Annotated in this window: 14 protein-coding genes; 6 read left to right on the top strand and 8 right to left on the bottom strand. The window is 46.1% G+C overall.

Going from position 1 to position 21,481, the window contains the following annotated elements:
• Nucleotides 1–7: 7 nt before the first annotated feature.
• From cydX to BGK61_RS00550, 3 genes are all read left to right on the top strand, one after another.
• Entirely contained in the window at nt 8–121 is a 114-nt protein-coding gene (cydX, locus tag BGK61_RS00560; RefSeq protein WP_014951149.1) for a cytochrome bd-I oxidase subunit CydX, read from the top strand.
• A gap of 230 nt (nt 122–351) precedes the next feature.
• Entirely contained in the window at nt 352–2,217 is a 1,866-nt protein-coding gene (locus BGK61_RS00555; protein WP_083648722.1) for an ATP-binding cassette domain-containing protein, read from the top strand.
• A complete protein-coding gene (locus BGK61_RS00550) occupies nt 2,207–3,796 on the top strand; it encodes an ATP-binding cassette domain-containing protein (RefSeq protein WP_076012791.1) in 1,590 nt (529 codons plus the stop codon). Before BGK61_RS00555 ends, BGK61_RS00550 begins: the two co-directional genes overlap by 11 nt.
• A gap of 19 nt (nt 3,797–3,815) precedes the next feature.
• On the opposite strand, the gene BGK61_RS00545 is transcribed toward BGK61_RS00550, so the two are convergent.
• From BGK61_RS00545 to BGK61_RS00535, 3 genes are read right to left on the bottom strand one after another with little or no spacing between them, the layout of a single operon-like run.
• The gene (locus BGK61_RS00545; protein ID WP_076012792.1) at nt 3,816–5,384 is read right to left on the bottom strand and encodes a sugar porter family MFS transporter; all 1,569 of its coding nucleotides are present in this window, start codon (nt 5,382–5,384) and stop codon (nt 3,816–3,818) included.
• Nucleotide 5,385: 1 nt separating this feature from the next.
• Nucleotides 5,386–6,387: a LacI family DNA-binding transcriptional regulator gene (locus BGK61_RS00540; RefSeq protein WP_076012793.1), complete on the bottom strand. Its 1,002-nt coding sequence runs from the start codon at nt 6,385–6,387 to the stop codon at nt 5,386–5,388.
• Nucleotides 6,388–6,405: 18 nt separating this feature from the next.
• Nucleotides 6,406–7,764, bottom strand: coding sequence for a GH1 family beta-glucosidase (locus tag BGK61_RS00535; RefSeq protein WP_076012794.1), 1,359 nt, complete (start codon nt 7,762–7,764; stop codon nt 6,406–6,408).
• 205 nt (nt 7,765–7,969) lie between these two features.
• On the opposite strand from BGK61_RS00535, the gene BGK61_RS00530 reads away from it, so the two are divergent.
• Together BGK61_RS00530 and BGK61_RS00525 are read left to right on the top strand one after the other, a co-directional pair.
• Entirely contained in the window at nt 7,970–9,232 is a 1,263-nt protein-coding gene (locus BGK61_RS00530) for a sugar MFS transporter (RefSeq protein ID WP_076025987.1), read from the top strand.
• A 12-nt stretch (nt 9,233–9,244) separates the two neighbouring features.
• The gene (locus BGK61_RS00525) at nt 9,245–11,797 is read left to right on the top strand and encodes a glycoside hydrolase family 3 protein (RefSeq protein WP_076025986.1); all 2,553 of its coding nucleotides are present in this window, start codon (nt 9,245–9,247) and stop codon (nt 11,795–11,797) included.
• A gap of 82 nt (nt 11,798–11,879) precedes the next feature.
• On the opposite strand, the gene BGK61_RS00520 is transcribed toward BGK61_RS00525, so the two are convergent.
• The 3 genes from BGK61_RS00520 to BGK61_RS00510 are packed head-to-tail and all read right to left on the bottom strand — an operon-like array spanning nt 11,880 to nt 13,579.
• Nucleotides 11,880–12,554, bottom strand: coding sequence for a DUF799 domain-containing protein (locus BGK61_RS00520; RefSeq protein ID WP_076012797.1), 675 nt, complete (start codon nt 12,552–12,554; stop codon nt 11,880–11,882).
• Between the two features lie 3 nt (nt 12,555–12,557).
• Complete coding sequence (locus BGK61_RS00515) at nt 12,558–12,902, bottom strand: DUF4810 domain-containing protein (protein WP_044556859.1); 345 nt, start codon at nt 12,900–12,902, stop codon at nt 12,558–12,560.
• A gap of 2 nt (nt 12,903–12,904) precedes the next feature.
• On the bottom strand, nt 12,905–13,579 hold the full coding sequence (locus BGK61_RS00510; RefSeq protein ID WP_014999891.1) for a CsgG/HfaB family protein: 675 nt from the start codon (nt 13,577–13,579) through the stop codon (nt 12,905–12,907).
• A 374-nt stretch (nt 13,580–13,953) separates the two neighbouring features.
• Here BGK61_RS00510 and nhaC point away from each other — a divergent pair, with 374 nt between their 5' ends.
• Nucleotides 13,954–15,441: a Na+/H+ antiporter NhaC gene (gene nhaC, locus BGK61_RS00505; protein WP_076012796.1), complete on the top strand. Its 1,488-nt coding sequence runs from the start codon at nt 13,954–13,956 to the stop codon at nt 15,439–15,441.
• Nucleotides 15,442–15,530: 89 nt separating this feature from the next.
• Here the strand turns inward: nhaC and BGK61_RS00500 are convergent, their stop codons facing one another.
• Together BGK61_RS00500 and BGK61_RS00495 are read right to left on the bottom strand one after the other, a co-directional pair.
• Entirely contained in the window at nt 15,531–18,476 is a 2,946-nt protein-coding gene (locus tag BGK61_RS00500; protein ID WP_014999889.1) for a TonB-dependent receptor, read from the bottom strand.
• Nucleotides 18,477–18,542: 66 nt separating this feature from the next.
• Entirely contained in the window at nt 18,543–21,224 is a 2,682-nt protein-coding gene (locus tag BGK61_RS00495) for a glycoside hydrolase family 16 protein (protein WP_039233652.1), read from the bottom strand.
• Nucleotides 21,225–21,481: the final 257 nt, after the last annotated feature.

Below are 21,481 nucleotides of genomic sequence, written 5' to 3'. Positions count from 1 at the left end.
GAACGCTATGTGGTATTTCGCTTGGATTTTAGGAGTTTTACTGGCGTGCTCTTTTGGCATTATCAACGCCATGTGGTTGGAGTCGACGGAAAATATGGATAGACCCGAAGACCAAGAGTAGAAGCGGAGGTAGGCTGGCCGCCAGAACATGCCGTGAGCCCGTCCTTGGGGGCTCTTCAGCAGCGTCCCTGCTGCTGAAGGTTTGAAAACGGGTGAACACCGAGTCATCAGTTCAGTTGGCAGGTGTTAGAGCGTTCTTGCAGCCAGCCCACCACCACTTCGAAAGAATGAAAAAGAAATGCGAGATTTGCTCTCGTTACTAAGTAACGAAAAAGATGAGTCAAAACCACAGTGATCAAAGAAAAAGTTCCCAACCGGCAAACGCTCAACACGTGGTCCAATAAGATAGATAAGGCGCAGTCGCTTGGCTTGCGTACCTCTCTTACGGCCCAAGTAATGGTTAAGTGTTTGTCGCTTTTTTCTTTGATTATTGGGTTCTATTATTTTTCACATATTGCTCATGACTGGGTAGTAAACCAGACTCCTGCAACAGCGAGTGATGTCACAGGACTTGCCGTTTCTCTGGGGCTTAGCTGGCTGCTACAAGGCGCATTCAATGCCTTATCTAGTAGTGCAAGAATGCAGGTGTTAAACAAGCTCGAACAGCATCTACAACACGTATTCATTGAGCGTCAACATGCGCTTATTCGACAGCACTCGGTTTACTATTGGCAAACGTTGTGGCTACAGCACTTACAGGCTTTTGCCGACTGGGCACTTGAATATCGAGTGCAGCAATTGATTGCAGTTGTTGTCCCATTATTTGCTTTAGCCGTTATCTTTTATGTGAACCCCGTTATAGGGATTGGCCTACTGCTTACATTGCCAGTAGTGCCACTTTTTATGATTATTGTGGGTAAAGGGGCGGCAGCTCTTCATCGAAAGCACTTTATCGCCCTTGAACGTTTGGGAAGTTTATTTACTGATAGGTTAGCTGCATTGCCTATGCTGACTAGCTATCAGGCGCATCAAAAGCAAACTGCCCTGCTAAAAGATGCCAGTGAAAACTTGAATGCGCGTACTATGAAAGTAGTGAGCGTAGCCTTTTTGTCCAACAGCGTGCTCGACTTCTTCGCAACACTCGCGGTTGCACTTACGGCAGTATTTATTGGTTTTTCACTGTTAGGAGAATTGAGTATTGGGCCGGAAATAACGCTCCAGCAAGGCTTATGGATATTGCTGACCGTACCTTTGCTGCTAAGTGAAATGAAAAAGTTAGGGCAGGTATACCATCAGAAGGCGCAAGCAGAAGCAGCCACAACTGAACTCGCGCCGTTATTCTCGTGCTTCACGCAAAATCTTGATGGTAGTGCAGTGAACGCGGTTAACATTGCCACATCCCACTATCATTTTTCAGAACACGGTGTATTGCTAACGGCTAACAATCTTAAGGTCTATGACATTAACGCCGGGCAAACTCACTCGCAAAGCTCTTGCGCTACAACGGATGTTGATGAGCCGTCTGTGCATTTGCACGCTGAATCTCTAGAAGTATCAAAGGGCGACAAAATACTTATTAGCGGGCGCTCAGGTTCGGGTAAAACACTGTTATTAGAAGCCCTAGGTGGTCAAAGACCTAGCACACATACATTCAGTGAACCGGTAATTTGGATAACCCAGCACCCCGTGATCACGCCAGGTACCGTGCGTGAAAATTTGTGCTTAAACGACACCTATACAGACGACGCGCTTATGAAAGCGCTAGAAGCAGTAGAACTTGACTTGTGGCTGTCGTTATTGCCTTTGGGGCTTGATACGGTAATGACGGATTATCCGCTGCTTTCAGGTGGAGAAGCGCAAAGGCTGTCGCTTGCGAGAGCGCTGTTGCGCAAAGACAATATATGGTTGCTTGATGAACCCACGGCCCATTTACCTGATGCTCAGCACACAAGATTGGCACAGCTAATTGAACGATTGGGCAAAGATAAAACACTGATTTGGGCTTCTCACAAAGCCCTCCCTGCAAACTGGTTTAACCGCTTTTGGACGGTATCGCGAAGCACGCCTGAACAAGACGTTCTCTTAAAGTCAAAGGCAGGACTTAAAAGCAAGCTGGGCGCAAAACATGAAGGGCACCAACAAGGTTGTAGTAGCGTTGTAGAAACAAGTTTCAAGACGAATGCCAATCAAAAGGAGCGTAGCCTTGATGAAAAGTAAACCGGCTTATCTCACGCTACTGCTTGCTCTTCTACACGGTGCGGCAGGAATAACCATTCTCGTTATTTCTTCGTGGTTCATCGCTATCAGTGCTATTGCACCTGTAGGTTTTAACTACGTTATTCCGGCGGTGGTCATTCGCGCGCTAGCGCTACTTCGCATAGCATCTGGGTATGCCAGTATGTGGGTGGGGCACAACGATTTACTTGCGCGTATCGCAGGGGTGCGACTACGTGTTTTTAGGCAACTTGAAAACAGTAAAATTACCGACAAAGCCTTCACCACAGAAGCGTTAGCACAGCACACCGAAGAGCTTGCCAGCCGTTGGATTGCATGGATAGCTCCGCTTTCTAACATTACATTTATATTCACAAATCTTTGCGTTGTTGCAGTATGGTTTGACCTTCCCGGTACCTCATTTTTAATTACGCTTTTTGCTATTTGGTTAGTGGCAGTGGTGGTACAAGGCTTAGGTGCACTAAATATTGCCAAACGAGTAACGAAAGAAAATAAGGCATTTCGCCAGCAATCGGCCGACTTTCTTAATTGCAGCGCTATATGGCACTTAAATAAAGCAATGAACAACATGCCAAAGGAAGAGGGAAGGCATGTGATCAACAGCGCTCCGAGTGCTCATAGTGTTTGGCAACAACAAACTGCGCAGAAAGACAAAGCGCAACGCGCGAATTGGTGGTTTCAGGGGGCTGCATTTTCTACCGTTGTATTAGTCATGTCGGGCGTATTAAGCTCGCCATCTGAGATGTCGTATATGCCCATCGCTATTGTAGTACCTATGATACTTCTGGCTGCCCCTGATTGGGCTGGCGCGGCGTTTCACAGTATCTCCAAGTTTGCACAGCACAAACAAAGCGTGAAGGCCCTTAAAAAGCTCAAAACCACACCCATTCAGGTAATCGAAAATACCGAACTGCAGCATTCACTTACATTGTTTGATTTTGCAACTAAAAACAGGCGTCTACCCTTGGTGAGCGCAACATTTCCAGCCTCAGGGATCGTATCTGTATCTGGGCCCTCAGGCTGTGGTAAGTCATCCTTGCTTCAGTCAATTGCTGGAGTGCTGCCATCTACAGGCATTAAAGAGGTGGATGGCATGCGTATACCCGATGGCTTAATTACAAACTGGCGCTATGTGGAACAAGAGCCAATAGTACTTTCTGGCAGTGTCTCTTCAAATTTAGACCCTGCCGGAGTGGGTATTCCCCTTGATGACATGAGTAATCTGTTGGCTCAATTAGGGCTAGAGGCACTGATGCCACTGTCGATTTGGGTTGGCAAGGCGGGAAGGGCGCTTTCTGGTGGGGAGCGTAAACGGCTTGCGTTAGCGCGCGCTATTCTATCTCACGCCAATGTGTTGCTTGTTGATGAACCCTTCGAGGGCTTGGATGTAACTACTCAACATAAAGTGTGTGAGGTATTAAATCGCTACGCTGCCAACCACCTCATCCTTGTTGCTTCTCACGTTACGCCAAGCGCGTTGAATGTGTCATCAATACTATCACTAGATGAAGGGAGTGTTGGTAGCCTGAGTAAAGGTCAGCGCTTTAACATGGTCACTTGAACATCAGTGCAGTTTTAAATTATGCACATTGCTCAAATTCTTCCGTGATTTCTTCCAACGTTCTTCCTTTTGTTTCTGGGAAGAACTTAGCAACTAATATCAGGCTGACTAAGGCAAACCCGCCGTAGATTGCAAACGTGGCCGCGGCTCCCAAGTTAGCCAACTCCCAAGGAAAGATGACCTGAACAAGAAAGCTGGTGAGTGAATTCACCATGCCCACTAATGAAATAGCCAAAGCGCGAGTTTGATTCGGAAAAATTTCAGCAAGCATTGCCCACATCACAGGGCCAAGGGACATCGCAAACGAAGCAACGAACGCAATAATGCCAAACAAAACTAGAGGCGCATTCATGTTAATACTGCTTGTAAGCAATGGTTGCTGGTAAGTATCGTATTCTTCGCTGGTAAGTGCGGTTTTAAGCGCGCGCTTAAACTCGACGTCTGAATAATAAGTATCGTTGGTTAATGATGTTAGCTTTATTGCCACACTCGGCGCGTCTAGCTGTATTTCGCTTATGGCGGTTTGCTGCACTTGGTACGTTGCTTGTTTAAAGCCATAGGTACAAATAGACATGCTGATCACTACGCCAGTTAAGCCAATAAGTAGCAGCGGTTTTCTACCCCATCTATCAATAGTTAGCATAGCAACCACAGTAAATGCCACGTTAACCAAGCCAATCCATACAGCCTGCATAAATGCCGCATTGGTACCTACACCGCTTTGTTCAAAAATAGTGGGCGCGTAAAAAAAGATAACGTTAATGCCTGTAATTTGCTGTGCAATGGCAATGATAATGCCCACCATTAACGGAAATCGCATGGCTTTGGCTTTTAGAAAGCCGAGCCGCTCGCGAAAAGGCCACGACTTTTCTTTAAGTGAAGACGCTATATCTTCAACAAGAGCGCTGGCTTGGGCTCTGTCGAACAAGCGATTTATTACCTGCTCCGCCTCTTTGTTTTGGCCTTTCAATACCAGCCACCTAGGGCTACGTGGAATAGTAAACAGTAAACCAAACCATAGTGCTGCGGGGATAACCTCCAAGCCCAGCATGTAGCGCCACAAATGCGTATCTATACCCCATTCAGCAACCCAACCTGCACCGCTGTTACTCAGCTGCAACAGGTAATAGTTGGTGAAATAGGATAGGGCGAAGCCAAATACAATGTTTAGCTGGTTCACCGACACCATTTTGCCTCGGTTTTCAGGGGCGCTTATTTCCGAGATATACAGCGGGGCAATGATCAGCGAACAAAAGGCAATGCCGCCAATAAAGCGAGAGAGCACTAATAGTTCGAAGTTAGGGGCTAAGGCAGAGCCGACAGAAGAAAGCAGGTAAAGGAAAGCGACAAGAATGAGTGCTTTGCGTCTGCCAATAGCGTCGCTAACGCCGCCTGCAAATAGCATGGCTATAAGCGCACCTAGTGTCGGAGAGCTTACGACGAAGCCTTGCTGCCAGTCGCTTAAGTTAAATTCAGCATCGATAAAGCCATTGGCTCCTGCTATCACACTGGCATCAAAGCCAAAAATGAACCCTCCAAGAGAGACAATGAGAGTGTAATACAGCGACGGAGACAGGGCTTTATTCATTTTATAATTTGCCTAATGTGTCCCTATTTATTACTTCGGGTTCAAATAGGTGCTCAATAGGAATGGGGCTTTTTATGTCATAAACATGTTGTAGCACCCAATAAGCAGCCATTTCGCCCATAGCGTGAATAGGGTTATTAATGGTAGTGAGTTTTGGATAAAGGTAGCGCGAAAACAGCACATTATCGAAACCGATTATGGATAGCTGTGAAGGGATATCAAAACCCGATTCTCGTGCAGCGGTCATTGCGCCAGACGCCATTTCGTCGTTAGCACATACCAAAGCTGTAAAATGAGGGAATACCTTTTGAAGATGCTGCATACCTTCTTGGCCTGATGACTCGTGGAAATCGCCTTCAAAGACGCTCGTTTCATCAAAAGTTAGCCCTGCTTCTTGTAGCGCTCTTTTGTGACCTTCCAGACGATCGCTCGCATCCTTTTTAAATAGCGGGCCGCTAATGTACGCAATCTTTTTGTGGCCTGCATCAATAGCAGCTTTCGTTGCCATGTAACCGCCTCTTTCGTTGTCCACAACAAAGCAGTTTTCGTCGAGTTCTTCCACTTTACGGTTTATGACAACAACGGGGATTTTACTGTCTACTAATGTTTTTAAGTACTCATCAGATACCGCTTCAGCGTGCAGAATTAACGCATCGCAACGGCGGCTTTTTAAAAATTCAATGGCTTCGTGTTCGCGTTTTTCATCCACGTGACCGGCGGTAATAATAACGTGCTTACCATTTTGTTTTAGCACATGTTCTACCGTACTCATCAGGTCGCCAAAGTAAGAGCCGTGAAGTTCTGATACGAGCAGACCTACGCTGTTAGTGCGGTTTGACGCAAGAGATTGAGCAATGGCATTGGGCTGATATCCCAACGACGCCATAGCATCCTCTACTTTTTTGCGGGTGCGTTCACTTACCTTCGCGTTGCCATTCATAACGCGAGAAACGGTAGCTAACGAAACACCAGCAGCCTCTGATACTTGGTAAATTGTTGCCATACGGTTTGGTACTTGTCCTTATTTGATACCGCTAATGTACCCATTTATCCGGCTCTTAACCAGTTCTGAATAAGCCAAAGCACTTTGTTTTAGCGTACGTTTTTGGGTTTCGTAGTCAACATAAACTATGCCGAAACGCTTTGAATAGCCCAGTGCCCATTCAAAGTTATCCATTAGGCTCCAGGCAAAATATCCGCGTATATCTACGCCTTTTTCTATTGCCTCATTTACCGCATTTAAATGTGTGTGAAAGTAGGCGGTACGCCCGTCGTCTAACACTTCACCGTCTACGAGCTCATCATCCATTGCGGCTCCGTTTTCAGTAATATAAATAGGCGGTAAATCGTAGCGCTGGTGTAAATCAACAAGCAGTTCGGTAAAGGCATCTGGGGTAATTTCCCAGCCCATTGCGGTTAATTCGGTTGTGGCTGGTGGTACAATTTCAAACCAACCGTTGCCATCGCTTTGATACACAGTGCGGGTGTAGTAATTAATGCCTAAGTAATCGATTGGTTGGCAAATAAGAGCCATATCACCGTCCAATATGTCAGGTTTTGCGTCGGCATCAAGCTTATCGATAATGTTTGGGTACTTACCTTCTATAATAGGCTTTAGATACCATTGATTGTGGTAGTCATCGGCCAGCTTGGCGGCGTGAATGTCTTCCTGTGAATCACTTCTTGTATGGCAATTACTAAAGTTAAGTACGATACCGTTTTGGCTATTTGGACAAACTCGGTTAAGCACCTTCAACGCTAAACCGTGGGCAAGTAATAAATGGTGCGCTGCCTTTCGACCATTTGCCATGCCTGTCTTTCCAGGTGCATGAATGCCTGCCTCATAACCCAAATAGGCTGAACAAAATGGCTCATTTAATGTAGCGTAGGAGTGGACTTTTTCGCCCAACGCGTTTGCTACGGCTTCAGCATATTTTTCGAATTCATAGGCTGTATTGCGATTAAGCCAGCCACCGTTATCTTCAAGATGTTGCGGTAAATCCCAGTGATAAAGCGTCACGAACACTTTCATGCCGCGCTTGATAACTTCATTGACTAAGTTTACGTAAAAGCGCATGCCAACTTCGTTTACGCTACCGTCTTGTTTCATTACTCGCGGCCACGAAATGGATAGGCGGTAAGCGTCTACACCAAGGGAGTCAATTAGCTCTACATCTTGTTTCCACAAATCAACGTGATTACATGCAATATCGCCATTAGTGGCGTCAGTAATCGCCCCTTTCTTTTCACAGAACGTGTCCCAGATACAATCCAATCTACCCTTACGGTCTCCCTCTATTTGGAAGCTCGATGTAGCCACACCAAACAAAAAGTCTTTCGACAACATCATTGAGTTGGATGGAAGGTTAATTTCTTGCATCGTGGAAATGTCCTGACTATAACAATTTCTTCATATTAACCCTGCGTTAGACAGAGCAAATAACATCATATTTACATTGAATTCGATTACGCTTCGTGTAATTATCTCTTCAATGTAAGCGCTTACAAAATTGCTTGTAGCTAGATGTAAGCGCTTTCAAATGTAAATTTATCATTAAATAGAAAAATAGCAACAGAGGTTATTCGTGGACACACCAGTGCAGCCTAATATTTCAAGCGCCCAAGAGGCAGAGGCAAACGGTGGATACCGTTTTGCGCTTATCTCACTCACCACGCTGTTCTTCATGTGGGGTTTTATTACCTGTTTGAATGACATCCTTATTCCTTACTTAAAAGGTGCATTTAACCTTAGCTTCACTCAAGCAATGCTGATTCAGTTTTGCTTTTTTAGTGCCTATTTCATTGTTTCACTGCCTGCAGGCATGGTGGTCTCGCGCATTGGCTACCAAAAAGGGATTGTACTTGGGCTCGCCATAGCCTGCGCGGGGTGCTTGTTGTTCTTCCCTGCTGCCTCAAGTCAAATATACGGTATCTTTCTGTTAGCTCTTTTTGTCTTAGCGTCTGGAATCACTGTACTTCAGGTCTCTGCCAACCCTTATGTAACGGCGCTTGGTGACCCTAAAACTGCCTCGTCACGGCTAACTATGACCCAAGCATTTAACGCTTTTGGTACAACTGTGGCTCCCTTTTTCGGCTCTTATCTTATTTACGGCGCAACGGGCGAGCACGGGGGCGGTACGCCAAGCGCATCAGACGTTCAAGTGCCTTACCTAATTCTTGCTGCATCACTGCTTCTTCTGGCTCTTATTTTTATGTATTTAAAGCTGCCGAAGTTAAATCACACCAGCGCAAGCACTGGAGTGTTTAAAGGCGGAGCATGGCACCACAAGCACCTTGTTTTAGGCGCGGTTGGCATTTTTATGTATGTCGGCGCGGAAGTAGCTATTGGCAGTATGCTGGTGAACTATCTAGCGAGTCCGGCGGTTGGCGGATTAAGCGAGGCAGGGGCGGCCAAGCTACTTGCCTACTACTGGGGAGGCGCGATGGTAGGGCGCTTTATCGGTGCTGTTGTTATGCAAAAAATCTCGGGCGGTTATGTACTGGCGTTTAACGCTTGTATGGCTATTGCGCTTATTTTGCTATCACTTTCAAGCACAGGTGATATAGCGCTATGGAGTATTTTGGGAGTAGGTTTGTTTAACTCAATCATGTTCCCCACCATTTTTAGCCTTGCACTTCACCAGCTAGGAAAAGACACCCCACAAGGTTCTGGCATTCTTTGTTTAGCCATAGTTGGCGGCGCCATTATTCCACTTCTACAGGGAATGCTGGCAGACACTATCGGCGTTACGCTGTCATTTTTACTACCCGCTTCTTGCTACCTTTACATTGCCTACTATGGCCTTGTAGGAAGTCGCGTATCTCAAATTAATACCACTGAAAAGTAACGAGGATTAAAAATGCGAAAAAGTATAATCGCGAAAGTTGTTACCGGTGCATTGGTTGGCGTTTTAGTTAGTGCATGTTCTGCTGAAAAAGATGCTGCTTCAGTTGAAAGCGTTGAGCCGACGCCAAGCAAAGCGAGCGCTGTGTGGCCTAAGCTTGATATTGAAGTTAAATCAAATCCTGCTGTCGAAACCAAGGTTGAAGAAATTCTGTCTACCATGACTGTCGAGCAAAAAATTGCGCAGATGATCCAGCCTGAAATTCGCAATATCACGGTAGAAGATATGCGCAAATACGGATTTGGTTCTTATCTTAATGGCGGTGGTGCATTCCCTAATAACGACAAGCACGCCACACCAGAAGACTGGGTAGCGCTTGCAGAAAAGCTCTATCAAGCTTCCATTGACGACAGTTTGGACGGCTCGACAATTCCTACAATGTGGGGGACAGACGCTGTTCATGGTCACAACAATGTTATAGGCGCAACCTTGTTTCCTCACAACATTGGATTAGGCGCGGCGAATAACCCTGAACTGGTAGAGAAGATTGCGCACATTACAGCTAAAGAGGTCATGGCGACAGGTATCGATTGGGTATTTGCGCCTACCGTTGCTGTGGTTCGCGATGACCGATGGGGCAGAACCTACGAGAGCTATTCTGAAGACCCAGCCATTGTTAGAGAGTATGCTGCTTCAGTGGTTAAAGGTCTTCAAGGCGCAGCGGACAAAGACTTCTTAAGCGATCAGCGTGTAATTAGCACAGTAAAGCACTTTGTAGGTGACGGCGGTACGGTTGGCGGTGATGACCAAGGTGACAATGTTGCCAGCGAACAAGAGTTATTTGATATTCACGCCCAAGGCTATGTGGGCGGACTAACGGCGGGCGCACAGTCTGTTATGGCGTCGTTCAATAGCTGGAATGGCGAGAAGCTTCACGGTCATAAATACTTACTAACCGACGTACTTAAAGAGCAAATGGGCTTTGACGGGTTTGTTGTTGGTGACTGGAACGGTCATGGGCAAGTTAAAGGTTGCAACAACGAAGATTGTGCGCAGGCCATTAACGCAGGCTTGGATATCTTCATGGTGCCCAACGATTGGAAGGTGCTGTATGACAACACTCTTGCTCAAGTAAACGACGGCACCATCCCTATGTCGCGTATTGACGATGCGGTACGCCGAATTCTTCGAGTCAAAGTACGCGCTGGGCTTTTCGAAAAGCCAAGCCCGGCAAACCGCCCGTTATCTGGTGACCGTTCGCTTATCGGTAAGGCAGAGCATAGAGAAGTGGCGGCGCAAGCGGTGCGCGAGTCTCTGGTGCTGCTGAAAAATAAGAATAAAACTCTCCCGATTTCTGCAAGCAAACGCATACTGGTAGCGGGCGATGGTGCGGATAACATCGGCAAGCAATCAGGTGGTTGGAGTATTACGTGGCAAGGCACAAATAATACCAACGATGATTTCCCTGGCGGCAGCTCTATTTATGACGGTATTAAAGCACATGTAGACAATGCTGGTGGTAACGTACAGCTATCGGTTGACGGTAGCTTTGAAACTAAACCTGATGTAGCCATTGTGGTGTTCGGTGAAGAGCCTTATGCAGAAGGTCATGGCGATAGAGAAACCTTAATTTATCAACACGGTAGCAAGACAGATCTAGCGTTGCTCGAAAAATTGAAATCTCAGGGCATTCCCGTGGTGTCGGTATTTATCAGCGGCCGTCCGATGTGGGTTAATGCAGAGCTAAATGCATCTGATGCATTTGTTGCAGCTTGGCTTCCTGGCTCTGAAGGTGCAGCGGTGGCAGACGTGCTGTTTGGTGAGCAGGACTTTAAAGGCAAGCTGTCTTTCTCTTGGCCATCAGAACCCCAGCAAATCGTTAACAAAGGGGATGAAACCTATGAACCTTTGCTGCCTTATGGCTTCGGCTTAACGTACAGCGATGACAACGTTCTAAGCGATACGCTAAATACTGAAATTAAGGTGAGTACGGACAGTAACAAGCCGATGGAAATTCTGAAGGGCTCGGTTGAGGCACCTTGGGTTTTATGGCTTTACTCTGGTGATGATTCTCTGGCAGTGAACGCAAGCACGCATACTGTTGGAGCAATTACTTATCGTACAGTTGATAAAGAAGTGCAGGAAGATGCGCGTAAAATAACCTTCGATGGCACTGAGTTCGCCGCTATGCGTTTTGCAAGCAAGAGCTTTTTCCGTGAAGATTTAAGTGCGCAACTACTTACGCATGGTGCCTTAAGCTTTAACGTTAGTCGTCACTCAGACATAAATGCACCTGTAACGGTAGGCATGAACTGTGAAGGCGAGGGAGACGCAGCGGGCAGCTGCTCAACTCAAATTGATATTAGCGAGCAGCTAAAGGCAATGCCAGCTGACACATGGACAAACGTAAGTATTGACCTACAGTGCTTTGTAAATGAAGGTATCGACTTTACCGGTCTTGTGGTGCCGTTTGAGCTGGGAAGTTCAGGGAAGGCTAGCTTGAGTGTGGCAGATATTCAGTTTACGCCCGAGGCTGGCAAATCGGCGAGTATAAATTGCCAAAACTGAGTTACAGACAAGTGACGAGTTGAGTGAAAAAATACCGCCATGATTACCTAATCATGGCGGTATTAACCAACGATAAACGCTCTTATTTTTGCTTTTCGCTAGGTACAGGTTGCCCGTACTTCGGAGAGCGAGGGCCATATAACAGGCCGTTATAGCTTTCAGCAGAAAGAAGTCGCGCAGAGGTTATAGCTGCAATATCAAAACCTCTATCTGTGACGGTTTCAAAAATTTGATTTACCGCTGCTTGTACTAGCATACCCACTAAACCGCCGCTGTTGGCGTTTTGCTGTTCTGCACTCGATGCGGTAGCCGCTCCGGTCCAAAGCATGTTTCCAGTCTCAAGATCTACGAGAGATGCTGTTACTGTTACTCGTGTTTCACTTGAAATAACCACATAGCTTGTGCCGTAGTCATCGATAGTGACGTAAAGTGCCGTGTCTGCACCGAATATCTCTTTTAGCTTAGTCGTCGGAACTGCTTGAATATCGGCGGCTTGCGTCAAACCATTATTGTTAAAGGTTTGATTAACCATAGCGACAGGAAATACATAAAAACCTGATTCGGCAATTGGGGTAGCAAGCTGTGTCATAACACTATATGGCGCAATCACTTCAGGGGTATTATTCAACGGAGGTAAAATAATAACCGACGCAGGATTGGCAGCTTTAAATGCTGTGTAGTCGTGAGCAGGCGGCATGCTTACGCATGCAGACAAAGAGGTAATTAAAACAAGTGCACTAAGGATTCTAGCAAACATCAATTACGCTCCTTTAGCTGAATTAAGAAGGAAATCGATGTATTGCTTTGATTCTGGAAATAATTGCTTTTCTGTTTCGAAATGCGCTTCGCCTTGCAGAATATTTCCACTTTCGAAATACAGCATTCCAAGATGTGCATGTACACCAGGTGCAATATTTTTTCCGTTTGCCGCAGCGAGTTCAATAGTCTCTTCTAGAACCATAATTTGTTCTTCGACGGTCGTTTCTTCGCCTTTCAGGTAACTGTAAACGGCTTTATTATATTCACCGTAATAGTAAAGCGGCTCGGTAGTTTTACACCCTACAATTCCTAATGTTAGGGCTGTAAGTATTATTAACTTTTTCATTCTTAAATTTTCCATGCCCCTGATTCGATACCGTTAACTAAATTGTTAACCGATTCGCGGATGGCTAAATCAAGAACCTTTCCATTTAACGTGGCATCGTAGCTTGCTGTGCTGCCAAAGCCGATAACCTCTCTTTCTGAAAGACTGTATTCACCTGCGCCTGCGACAGAATAAACCACTTCTGACGTGGTAACATCGACCACGTTTAACGTTACTTTGGCATAAGCAATTTGCGATTTACCTTTACCGAGAATACCGAAAAGCTGCTTATCACCAATTGCTTTACGACCGAACTCAGTAACGTCACCTGTGATAACAAACTTTGCGCCAGAAATTTTTTGTTCTGTACCAGTACGCTGAGCTTCTTCAGCTAAGAGATTCATATTATCTCTATCTAAAACGCTGAAACGATTGGTTTGTTGTAAGTGGCTCATCAACGTGGTCTTCGCTTGGCTACCCAGACGGTCTTGGCCATTTGAGAAAATGCCGTTTTGGAAGCTAGAGCGATTTACGAACTGGCCGACAACGAGTTTTTTCTTTTCGCCTGTATACTGAGTGTTATAGCTATTTACTTTCGGTGTTTCAACTACTTGAGAAGATGTTGTTGCACATCCTGATGTGACGCCGATGATGGCTAGAAGTGATACCGCTGATATAAACGTTTTATTATTAATCATATTCACATTAATCCCTTTATCCTTTGTGAAATAGTGAGGCGTGTGTTCCTCAATAGAGATTCTATATCACAAACACGTATCGTTGGAGCTAAATTACAAAAAGCTTTCACGTTCAAGTCCAATGCTGAAAAACCACAATGCGAGGAGCCAACAAAGGTGATCGTATGCTCATGATTAAATGAAATTTCATTTGTTCTCGATAGATGAGAACGGTACCAACTGTCTCTTAACCTGCTATTTATCGATCTATTATGCAATTCATCCCGTAGCCAATCTGTAACATTAACAATAATCAGTGTTTGAATGAAAGCTGGTTTAGGTGTTTGTCGACTGTGCATTCATTCTTATCACTCATTGAATTACAGGGTAGTAAAATGACAGATGAACAGCGTGCTACACCAAGTCTCTTACTTGCGTTAACACCTGTTGTATTAACGCTTTTAATCCTTGGCACCCAGATATTTTACTTTGGTGTGTTTGAGCCTCATATACCTCTAGCCATTGGCATTGCGTTGACAAGCTTTGTAGGTACCTATCTTGGCCTTACATGGGAAGAAGTGCGGGCTGGAATCTTTAAAGTTATCCATGTCGCCTTGCCGTCGGTAAGCGTACTTATTGTCGTAGGAATGATTATCGGTATATGGATAGCAAGCGGGACAGTCCCGACTATTATTTACTACGGCTTGAAAACCCTGTCTCCTCAGATATTTCTTGCGGCAGGAATGGTTATCTGTGCAGTGGTATCCGTTTCACTAGGCACAAGTTGGGGAAGTGTAGGTACCGTTGGTCTTGCCTTGATGGGTATCGGCGAAGGATTTGATATTCCTATGTATTGGACGGCGGGCGCAGTAGTTTCCGGCGCATTTTTCGGCGATAAAGTGTCGCCCCTGTCTGATACCACTAACCTTGCCCCAGCTGTTACCGGCACGGATGTGTTTTCACATATCAAAAATATGATGGCCACCACAATTCCAGCCATGGTTATCGCATTTTTAATTTATCTTGGCGTTGGCTTTTTCGTCATTGACGCTCAGAGTGTTTCGTTTGCAAAAATTGCAGGTATTACTGCAGCATTAGAAGACAACTTTACCATTTCCGGCTGGGCATTATTGCCAGCGCTTGTTGTTATGGGGCTGGCGTTAAAGAAAATTCCGCCCCTACCTGCACTATTCGCTGGGGCTGTAGTTGGAGGCGTGTTCGCCATGTTTATGCAGGGACAAAGCCTACAAGCCGTCTTCGACTATGCAAATAACGGCTATTCAATTCAAACTAATATCGTTGAAATAGATAGTTTGCTTAACCGTGGTGGTGTTCAGTCTATGATGTGGACCATTTCGTTGGTACTCATTGCGCTTGGTTTTGGCGGTGCGCTAGAAACGACGGGCTGCCTAAGAAGCATTATTAACGCTATTAAAAGCAAAGCGAAAACCTTCGCTGGTACTCAGGTTGCAGCGGTAGGAACGGCCTTTGCCACTAACTTAGTAGCTGGCGACCCATATTTATCAGTTGCCTTACCGGGAAGAATGTATTCACCCGTTTACCGTGGTATGGGTTATTCCACACTTAATCTGTCTCGTGGAATTGAAGAGGGCGGCACCTTAATGTCACCACTTATTCCCTGGAATGCTGGTGGTGCGTTTGTGATATCTGCACTTGGTCTTGGAATATCGGGCGCAAGCCTGGAAAACTTACTGTATATCCCCTTTGCATTTGCATGTTGGACTGCTCCATTGATAGGCATATTGTACGCCTATCTTGGCTGGTTCTCGCCAAAAGCTACCAAAGCGGAGCAGGAAGAATGGAAGTCTTCAGGCGCTGATATTGCGAAATTTAACAAGGATGGAACGCCAGTTACTGATTAATGGTAATCGACTTGCTAGGTAGCTTGGCGCCTAGGCGATATGTAAAAAAAAGGGCCTGGAAAGGCCCTTAATAATATTGCTTGCTGAACTTAGAAAGTATATCTAGCGCCCAGCGTATAGCGTGGTCCGTATTGACGAGCAAATAAGAATTGCTCTTCGAAGCGACCATAGCCACGTTCTGTTTCATCGTTGATGTTCACGCCTTCTAAGAACACGGTTAGGTGTTCGTTAACGTCGTAGTTGATGCTGGCATCAATTTGACCGAAAGTGTCGAACTGAGTAGCTGGGTTATCTGATGACCCTTGTGCTTGACCAATTCCAACAACGTAGTCTGAGCGCCATGCATAGGTGACTTTTACAGATAGGCCTTCTTTCTCATAAAACACCTGGAAGTTAGCAGAGTCGCTGATGCCTACAAGCGGGTCTTGCTCGTTCAGGTTGTAAGGGTCGTATTCAACGTCGCCGTCAACCAACGTCGCGTTCGCGCCGAAGCCAAAGCCAGTGTCGCCAAACGTATGCTGAATAGCTAACTCAATACCTTCAACGGTTTTTGAATCGCTAGAGTTACCAGGCTGTGTGGTGCGCCACGTGATTAACGGGTCGTCCGCATTAGGGGTTACCACACCGTTTTCGTCAGCATAACCGTTATCAATGAAGTAGTTATAAATAGCACTATCGGTTGCCTGCTCACCGGCTGCCGTTAATGCAGTCACTGCTTCGTTCCAGCGTGGTCCTTGGTAGATGTCGCGTAAACCTTCAAACTGCTGGTCTTGACCTGTGGTCGTAATATAGTTTTCTACCGACTTTCTGAATAAGCCAACGGCAAGCATGCTCGACTCGTCGTAGTACCACTCAAATGAAAGGTCTAAGTTAGTTGACTCGAACGGTAACAAGCTTGTGTTACCCGCCGATGCGGTTCTTGCACCAATTTTAGGGCTGCCACTAAATGCTAGGCCACCTTGTAGCAAGCCAATAGGAGCTCGGGTAATTGACTTACCCCATGAGAAACGCGCAACAATGTCGTCCGTGAGATCCACTTTCACATCGAACATAGGCAGAAGAACATCATATTCGCCGGTAAAATCTTGTACTTGTAGCTCATCTTCAAATTGTGTGATCCACTCAGAAGCGGCTACCCAATTTACCTGCACCGGAACGCGCACTTCCGCAGAGCTTGGTACTTCTGTTTCTTCATAGCGCACACCTGCGTTAATTTGAACGAAGTAATCACCTACTTCGAAGTCCCACTCTGATTGAACATAAATCGAGTCGGTAATCTCTTCTACGTTACTTACAGAAGGTGCGCCACTAAAATAAGGGTCGATAGAGTAGGCGTTACTTTCGCCGACCACATCGCCTGTGATAAAGGCAAGCTGTCGGGCAATCGCTTCATCAAAATCATAGGTGTAGTAATAGCCTGGATTCATGCTTGCGCCACCGCCATCAAAAGCGTCTAAGAAGCCAGAGGTATCATGGCGAACAAACATACTGTCAGGGAAAATTTCGGTAAACGATGGGCTAAACCCTGGGCCACCGCGTAGTCCACTCCACGCACTAAAGCCGGATAGCGCTTGCTCTGTGCGAGCGTAACCAAAATCGATTTTTACAAGTGGAATCTCGAACGCTGAGTTGTACCAAGTGCCGTCTAGTTGAAGCTGCTCGATATCAGAACGACCAGGCGAGTAAATGAACTGACTGAAGTTTGAGTCAATTTCACTAGGCAGAATTTCATTGGTGCCATTATTCCAGTTCACATAAACCTGCGGAATCTCACCTTCGCGGAAATCATAAACCTTTGAATCAAGTTGGTTTGAGCCTAAGATGATTTGGCCAGAGCTACCTAAGCCTTTGTCGTAGCCGTTGTCTATTTCGTTGTACGAGTCGTGGTAATCAAGGCTGACGTGCCAGTCGTCGTTAATCATCCAGTCAAAGTTAACACCTAGCGAGCGGGCATCAACACGAGTGGTATTTCTACTAGCAGTAAATGAACCATCATCACCGCTAATGTCAGCGTATACCGCCGTACCATTCTCATCTAATTCATACGCATTAATGTTAGCGCCGAAGTTGTTCCATATTCCCCAACCCACGGAATTTGTGCCAGTTGTGGCGCGCGAAGCGGTATAGTCTACTGTCGCTGTAAAAGCATCAACCGGGCGGAATTGCAGTGTGACTTGTCCGTTCTGGCGCTCACGCTGAACATCATTGATGCCGTAGTTCATATCTTTCGGGAAGAAAGCTACGTCGGTAATGTTCGTGCGGTTGTCTACCACATTCGCAGGGTCAAGATCAGGCAGAGCTGCATTTTCTTGAAGCTGCCACCCTTGGATATTTGCAGACTGCTGTTGGAAATCACGCTCTTGGTGCGAGAACGAAACACCGAAACCGAACATTTCATCCGCAAAAGTATTGCTATATACACCTGCAATTTCAGGCGTGAGGTCATCGCCTTCCTCAACAGAGGTGTCATGAATGCCTTTCACCGAGATTGTGGCATTTTGTCCCGGCTGAGACAGAGGCTTCATAGTAATAATATTTACTGTCGCGCCTAGACCACCACTAGGGTTTTCTGCGCGTGCAGTTTTTTGTAGTTCAAGCGTACTTACACCTTCAGAAGACAAATTCGCTAGGTCGAATGAGCGAGTGAATCCGGTGCCCGGCATTTGACGTCCGTTTAGTGTAACCAAGTTAAATTCTGGTCCAAAACCACGCACCGTAATCTGACTACCTTCACCGTTATTTCGGCTGATAGTTACACCGGTAATACGCTGAAGTGCTTCCGCCAAGTTAGTGTCTGGAAATTTACCTAACTCCTCGGCAGAAATGGCATCTACAACGCCATTGGAACTGCGTTTCAAGTCCATGGAGCGGATCATACTGCCGCGAATACCGCTTACTTGAATAACTTCAACTTCATCTTCTGCCGGAGTAACGGCTTCTGATTCTTGCGCGTAAGAGGGAAAAGCTAGGGTAGAGCCCATCAACAAAGCCATTGATGTGGCAAGCTGGGTCTTTTTAAATGGTGTGTTTTTCATAATTGCCCTACTAATTCTTATCAATTGGTAACTGCCGCTTTAAAAGATAAAGCGGCATTTGCTTTGTTACTGTGCAGCTATTTCTACATTATCTATGCGATACACCGCGCCTTCACCTTGACCCCATGCAGGGAACATCATGATGACGTTAATGGCGCTGATATCTAAGCCAGCATCAAATAGTGTTTGTAATGGAAAAGTGTAGGTTTGCCATTCGCCTTGAACGGGATCGGCCCCTTCTAGACTTGCCGAAATAGGTAACTCAACAGCGGTTGATGCGCCTATTGACTCTATTTTGAATAGCCAAGGTGCTGTCGAATCATTTGGCATTGAGCTTACTTTCATCTCAAAGCGCACTGCACCATTGGTTAGCAGAGCAGATGCATCATATGAGTGACCGTCGTCAGCGATAATCCCCATAACAGTTGGTGTCGCGCCAATGCGGAACTCGGCAACCGTACCATGCTCAGTATCATCCACTTCTTCTGTTGGTGTTGAACCGCCACAGCAATCCCAAATACGCCATTGGTCCGCTGCTGTGTCTGCAAAAAGCGTAATGCCGCCTGCAGGTGCTTCAGCGCCGCTATCAGGGTGGTAGAACTTCACATTGTCTAAACGATAAACCGCACCTTCACCTGTGCCCCAGGCTGGGAATACCATGATTACGTCAATGGCACTCACGTCTAAGCCGCGTGCTTGGAGGTCAGAAATAGGGAATGTGTAAGTTTGCCATTCGCCTTCTACAGGCGCTTGACCTTCAACACTTTCAGAAAGTGGCAGTTCAACAGCGGTAGCGGCACCATTAGATTCGATTTTGAATAACCAAGACGCATCGGCGTTATTAGGCGCACTTACTACGCGCATATCAAATTGCAACAGGCCGCCATCGGTAAGTGCAGTAGCATCAAATGGTGTGTCACCGCCGCCAGATTCCGGACGTGTTATAAAGCCCATTACCGTTGGATCCGCTCCAATGCGGAATTCAGCAGTTAGACCATGCTCTTCGTCGTCCATTTCTTCAGTAGGGGTAGAGCCACCACAGCAGTCCCACATTGGCCAGTTAGGGTTTTGTCCTTCTTCGAAGATGACTAGTTCTGGATAGGTAACGCCGCCTTCCTGAGAAATTTCAACATTAGCCATGCGATAAACCGCACCATTACCGGTATCCCACGCAGGGAAAACCATGATGACATCAATAGCGCTTGTGTCTAAACCTGCTGCTGCAAGCGTGCTAAGCGGAAATTCATAAGACTCCCATACACCTTGTTCAGGAGTGGCTCCTGCGGTATCAGCTGGCCCAACGTAGCCATCCATTAATGGAAGTTCAGCGGCAGTCGATCCTTCAGAGCTTTCAATTTTGAACAACCAATTGGTAGTTGCATTCGCAGGTAGTGAGGTTACTTTCAAATCGAACTTAACACTGCCCGTTTCTTCCATAGGAGAAGCATCAAACGGTGCAGCTTCGCCTTCTGGGTCTGTGATAAATTGAGCTCGACTAATAAAGCCCATTACGGTTGGTGCTTCATTTATAGCAAATTCGTAAACTTGACCTTGCTCAGCATCTTCTACAAGCGCTGGCGTTGAACCTCCGCAGCAATCCCACGCTGGCCAGTTTGGATTAGGCGTTCCGTCAAAAATGGTAAGGTTTTGTGCAACACCAGTAGACGGTGGAGCTGGAATAGGTGCTGCACCTTCCACTAACGCATCATCTAGCGAGTTGTAACCTGGACGAACAGTTTCGCAGCCTTTACCTGTGTCAGGGTTTGAAGCACATTCGTAGACACGAACATAATCAATCTCGTAAGTCTGACCTTCTGCAAATGCATCAGCGTCAATACCTGTTTCGTTTACATTAGCTGGCCAGTCGCCACCTACAGCAAAGTTAAGAATAAGATAAAACTCTTGGTCAAAAGGCGCATTATCCCAATGCGTGGTTAATTCGCCCGTGCCTTGTTCGTAGTATTCTGCATACCAACCACGGTGTGATAGCCCGGTTGCATCGCCGTTTGCGTTATAGCGAACTTGTGAACGACGCTGTGTCGCATAGAGGTAATCATCCATGTACCAGCGAATTTCGCCTTCTTGCCATTCAACTGCGTAAGTGTGGAAATCGTCTGCCGGATTTGCACCATTAGGTAGTGAATAAGCCTTACCTGAACTATCGTTGTTTGGCCATTCTTGACCGTAATGAAGTGTGCCGTAGATATGGCTTTCAGGGTTGCCGTCGGCATCTGATGCCTTAAGATTAACGGCTTCCATAATGTCGATTTCGCCAGAACGAGGCCAGCCGCCATATACTTCGTCAGTAGGCATCATCCAAAACGCTGGCCAACTGCCTTGGCCTGAAGGTAACTTGGCACGCATTTCAATACGGCCGTATTTAAAATCTGCTTTGTAGCGGGTATTGAGACGGGCTGATGTGTACGGCTTTTGCGCTCCCTCTTCCGCGGGTAGTGCAACAATTTTTAAGCTACCGTCAGAAACGAATGAGTTATCTTCACTGTCGGTATAACACTGTGCTTCGTTATTGCCGCCACCGTCACAGTTAACTTCGTGCGTCCAGTTGTCATCGTCAATACTGTTCCCATCGAATTCGTCGCTCCATACCAGTTCCCAGTCAGAAACGGGTGTAGCTGGATCAACAACGTCGATGTCTGTAGATGTGGTTGCCCCGCCTCCACAGCCAAATAGGGTTGCGACTGAGATCGCGGCAGCTATCCGCGAAAGTTGAGATGCTTTTTTCGTCATTGTTTTCAGCCCTGATCTAAAGAAATTGGGTTTTTATGTAGTGGCAAATGCCACGTAAAAAGCTTTTTGTAAGCGCTTACAATTTAGGTCAAATAAAAATGGCTGTTTGAAAGCGCTTACATTACATTAAGCGACTGACACGTAAAGATCAATACTGTTCTCAAAAAATTAACATTTGGGTTTTTCATACATTTCCTCCATTTTAAATTTATTTCTTTTGTAATTAATATCTTATGGTTGTTTTGGGGGAAGGTTAA

This window comes from Alteromonas abrolhosensis (genome assembly GCF_001953635.1).
Taxonomy (GTDB): Bacteria; Pseudomonadota; Gammaproteobacteria; order Enterobacterales; family Alteromonadaceae; genus Alteromonas; species Alteromonas abrolhosensis.
This window is presented reverse-complemented; position numbering and strand designations above follow the sequence as displayed.

What these genes read in the sequence shown, in the direction of transcription:
- BGK61_RS00550 (WP_076012791.1), top strand. Translation starts at nt 2,207, where the DNA reads ATGAAAAGTAAACCGGCTTATCTCACGCTACTGCTTGCTCTTCTACAC.
- BGK61_RS00545 (WP_076012792.1), bottom strand. Translation starts at nt 5,384, where the DNA reads ATGAATAAAGCCCTGTCTCCGTCGCTGTATTACACTCTCATTGTCTCT.
- BGK61_RS00500 (WP_014999889.1), bottom strand. Translation starts at nt 18,476, where the DNA reads ATGAAAAACACACCATTTAAAAAGACCCAGCTTGCCACATCAATGGCT.
- BGK61_RS00495 (WP_039233652.1), bottom strand. Translation starts at nt 21,224, where the DNA reads ATGACGAAAAAAGCATCTCAACTTTCGCGGATAGCTGCCGCGATCTCA.
- BGK61_RS00510 (WP_014999891.1), bottom strand. Translation starts at nt 13,579, where the DNA reads ATGATTAATAATAAAACGTTTATATCAGCGGTATCACTTCTAGCCATC.
- BGK61_RS00515 (WP_044556859.1), bottom strand. Translation starts at nt 12,902, where the DNA reads ATGAAAAAGTTAATAATACTTACAGCCCTAACATTAGGAATTGTAGGG.
- cydX (WP_014951149.1), top strand. Translation starts at nt 8, where the DNA reads ATGTGGTATTTCGCTTGGATTTTAGGAGTTTTACTGGCGTGCTCTTTT.
- BGK61_RS00540 (WP_076012793.1), bottom strand. Translation starts at nt 6,387, where the DNA reads ATGGCAACAATTTACCAAGTATCAGAGGCTGCTGGTGTTTCGTTAGCT.
- nhaC (WP_076012796.1), top strand. Translation starts at nt 13,954, where the DNA reads ATGACAGATGAACAGCGTGCTACACCAAGTCTCTTACTTGCGTTAACA.
- BGK61_RS00535 (WP_076012794.1), bottom strand. Translation starts at nt 7,764, where the DNA reads ATGCAAGAAATTAACCTTCCATCCAACTCAATGATGTTGTCGAAAGAC.
- BGK61_RS00525 (WP_076025986.1), top strand. Translation starts at nt 9,245, where the DNA reads ATGCGAAAAAGTATAATCGCGAAAGTTGTTACCGGTGCATTGGTTGGC.
- BGK61_RS00520 (WP_076012797.1), bottom strand. Translation starts at nt 12,554, where the DNA reads ATGTTTGCTAGAATCCTTAGTGCACTTGTTTTAATTACCTCTTTGTCT.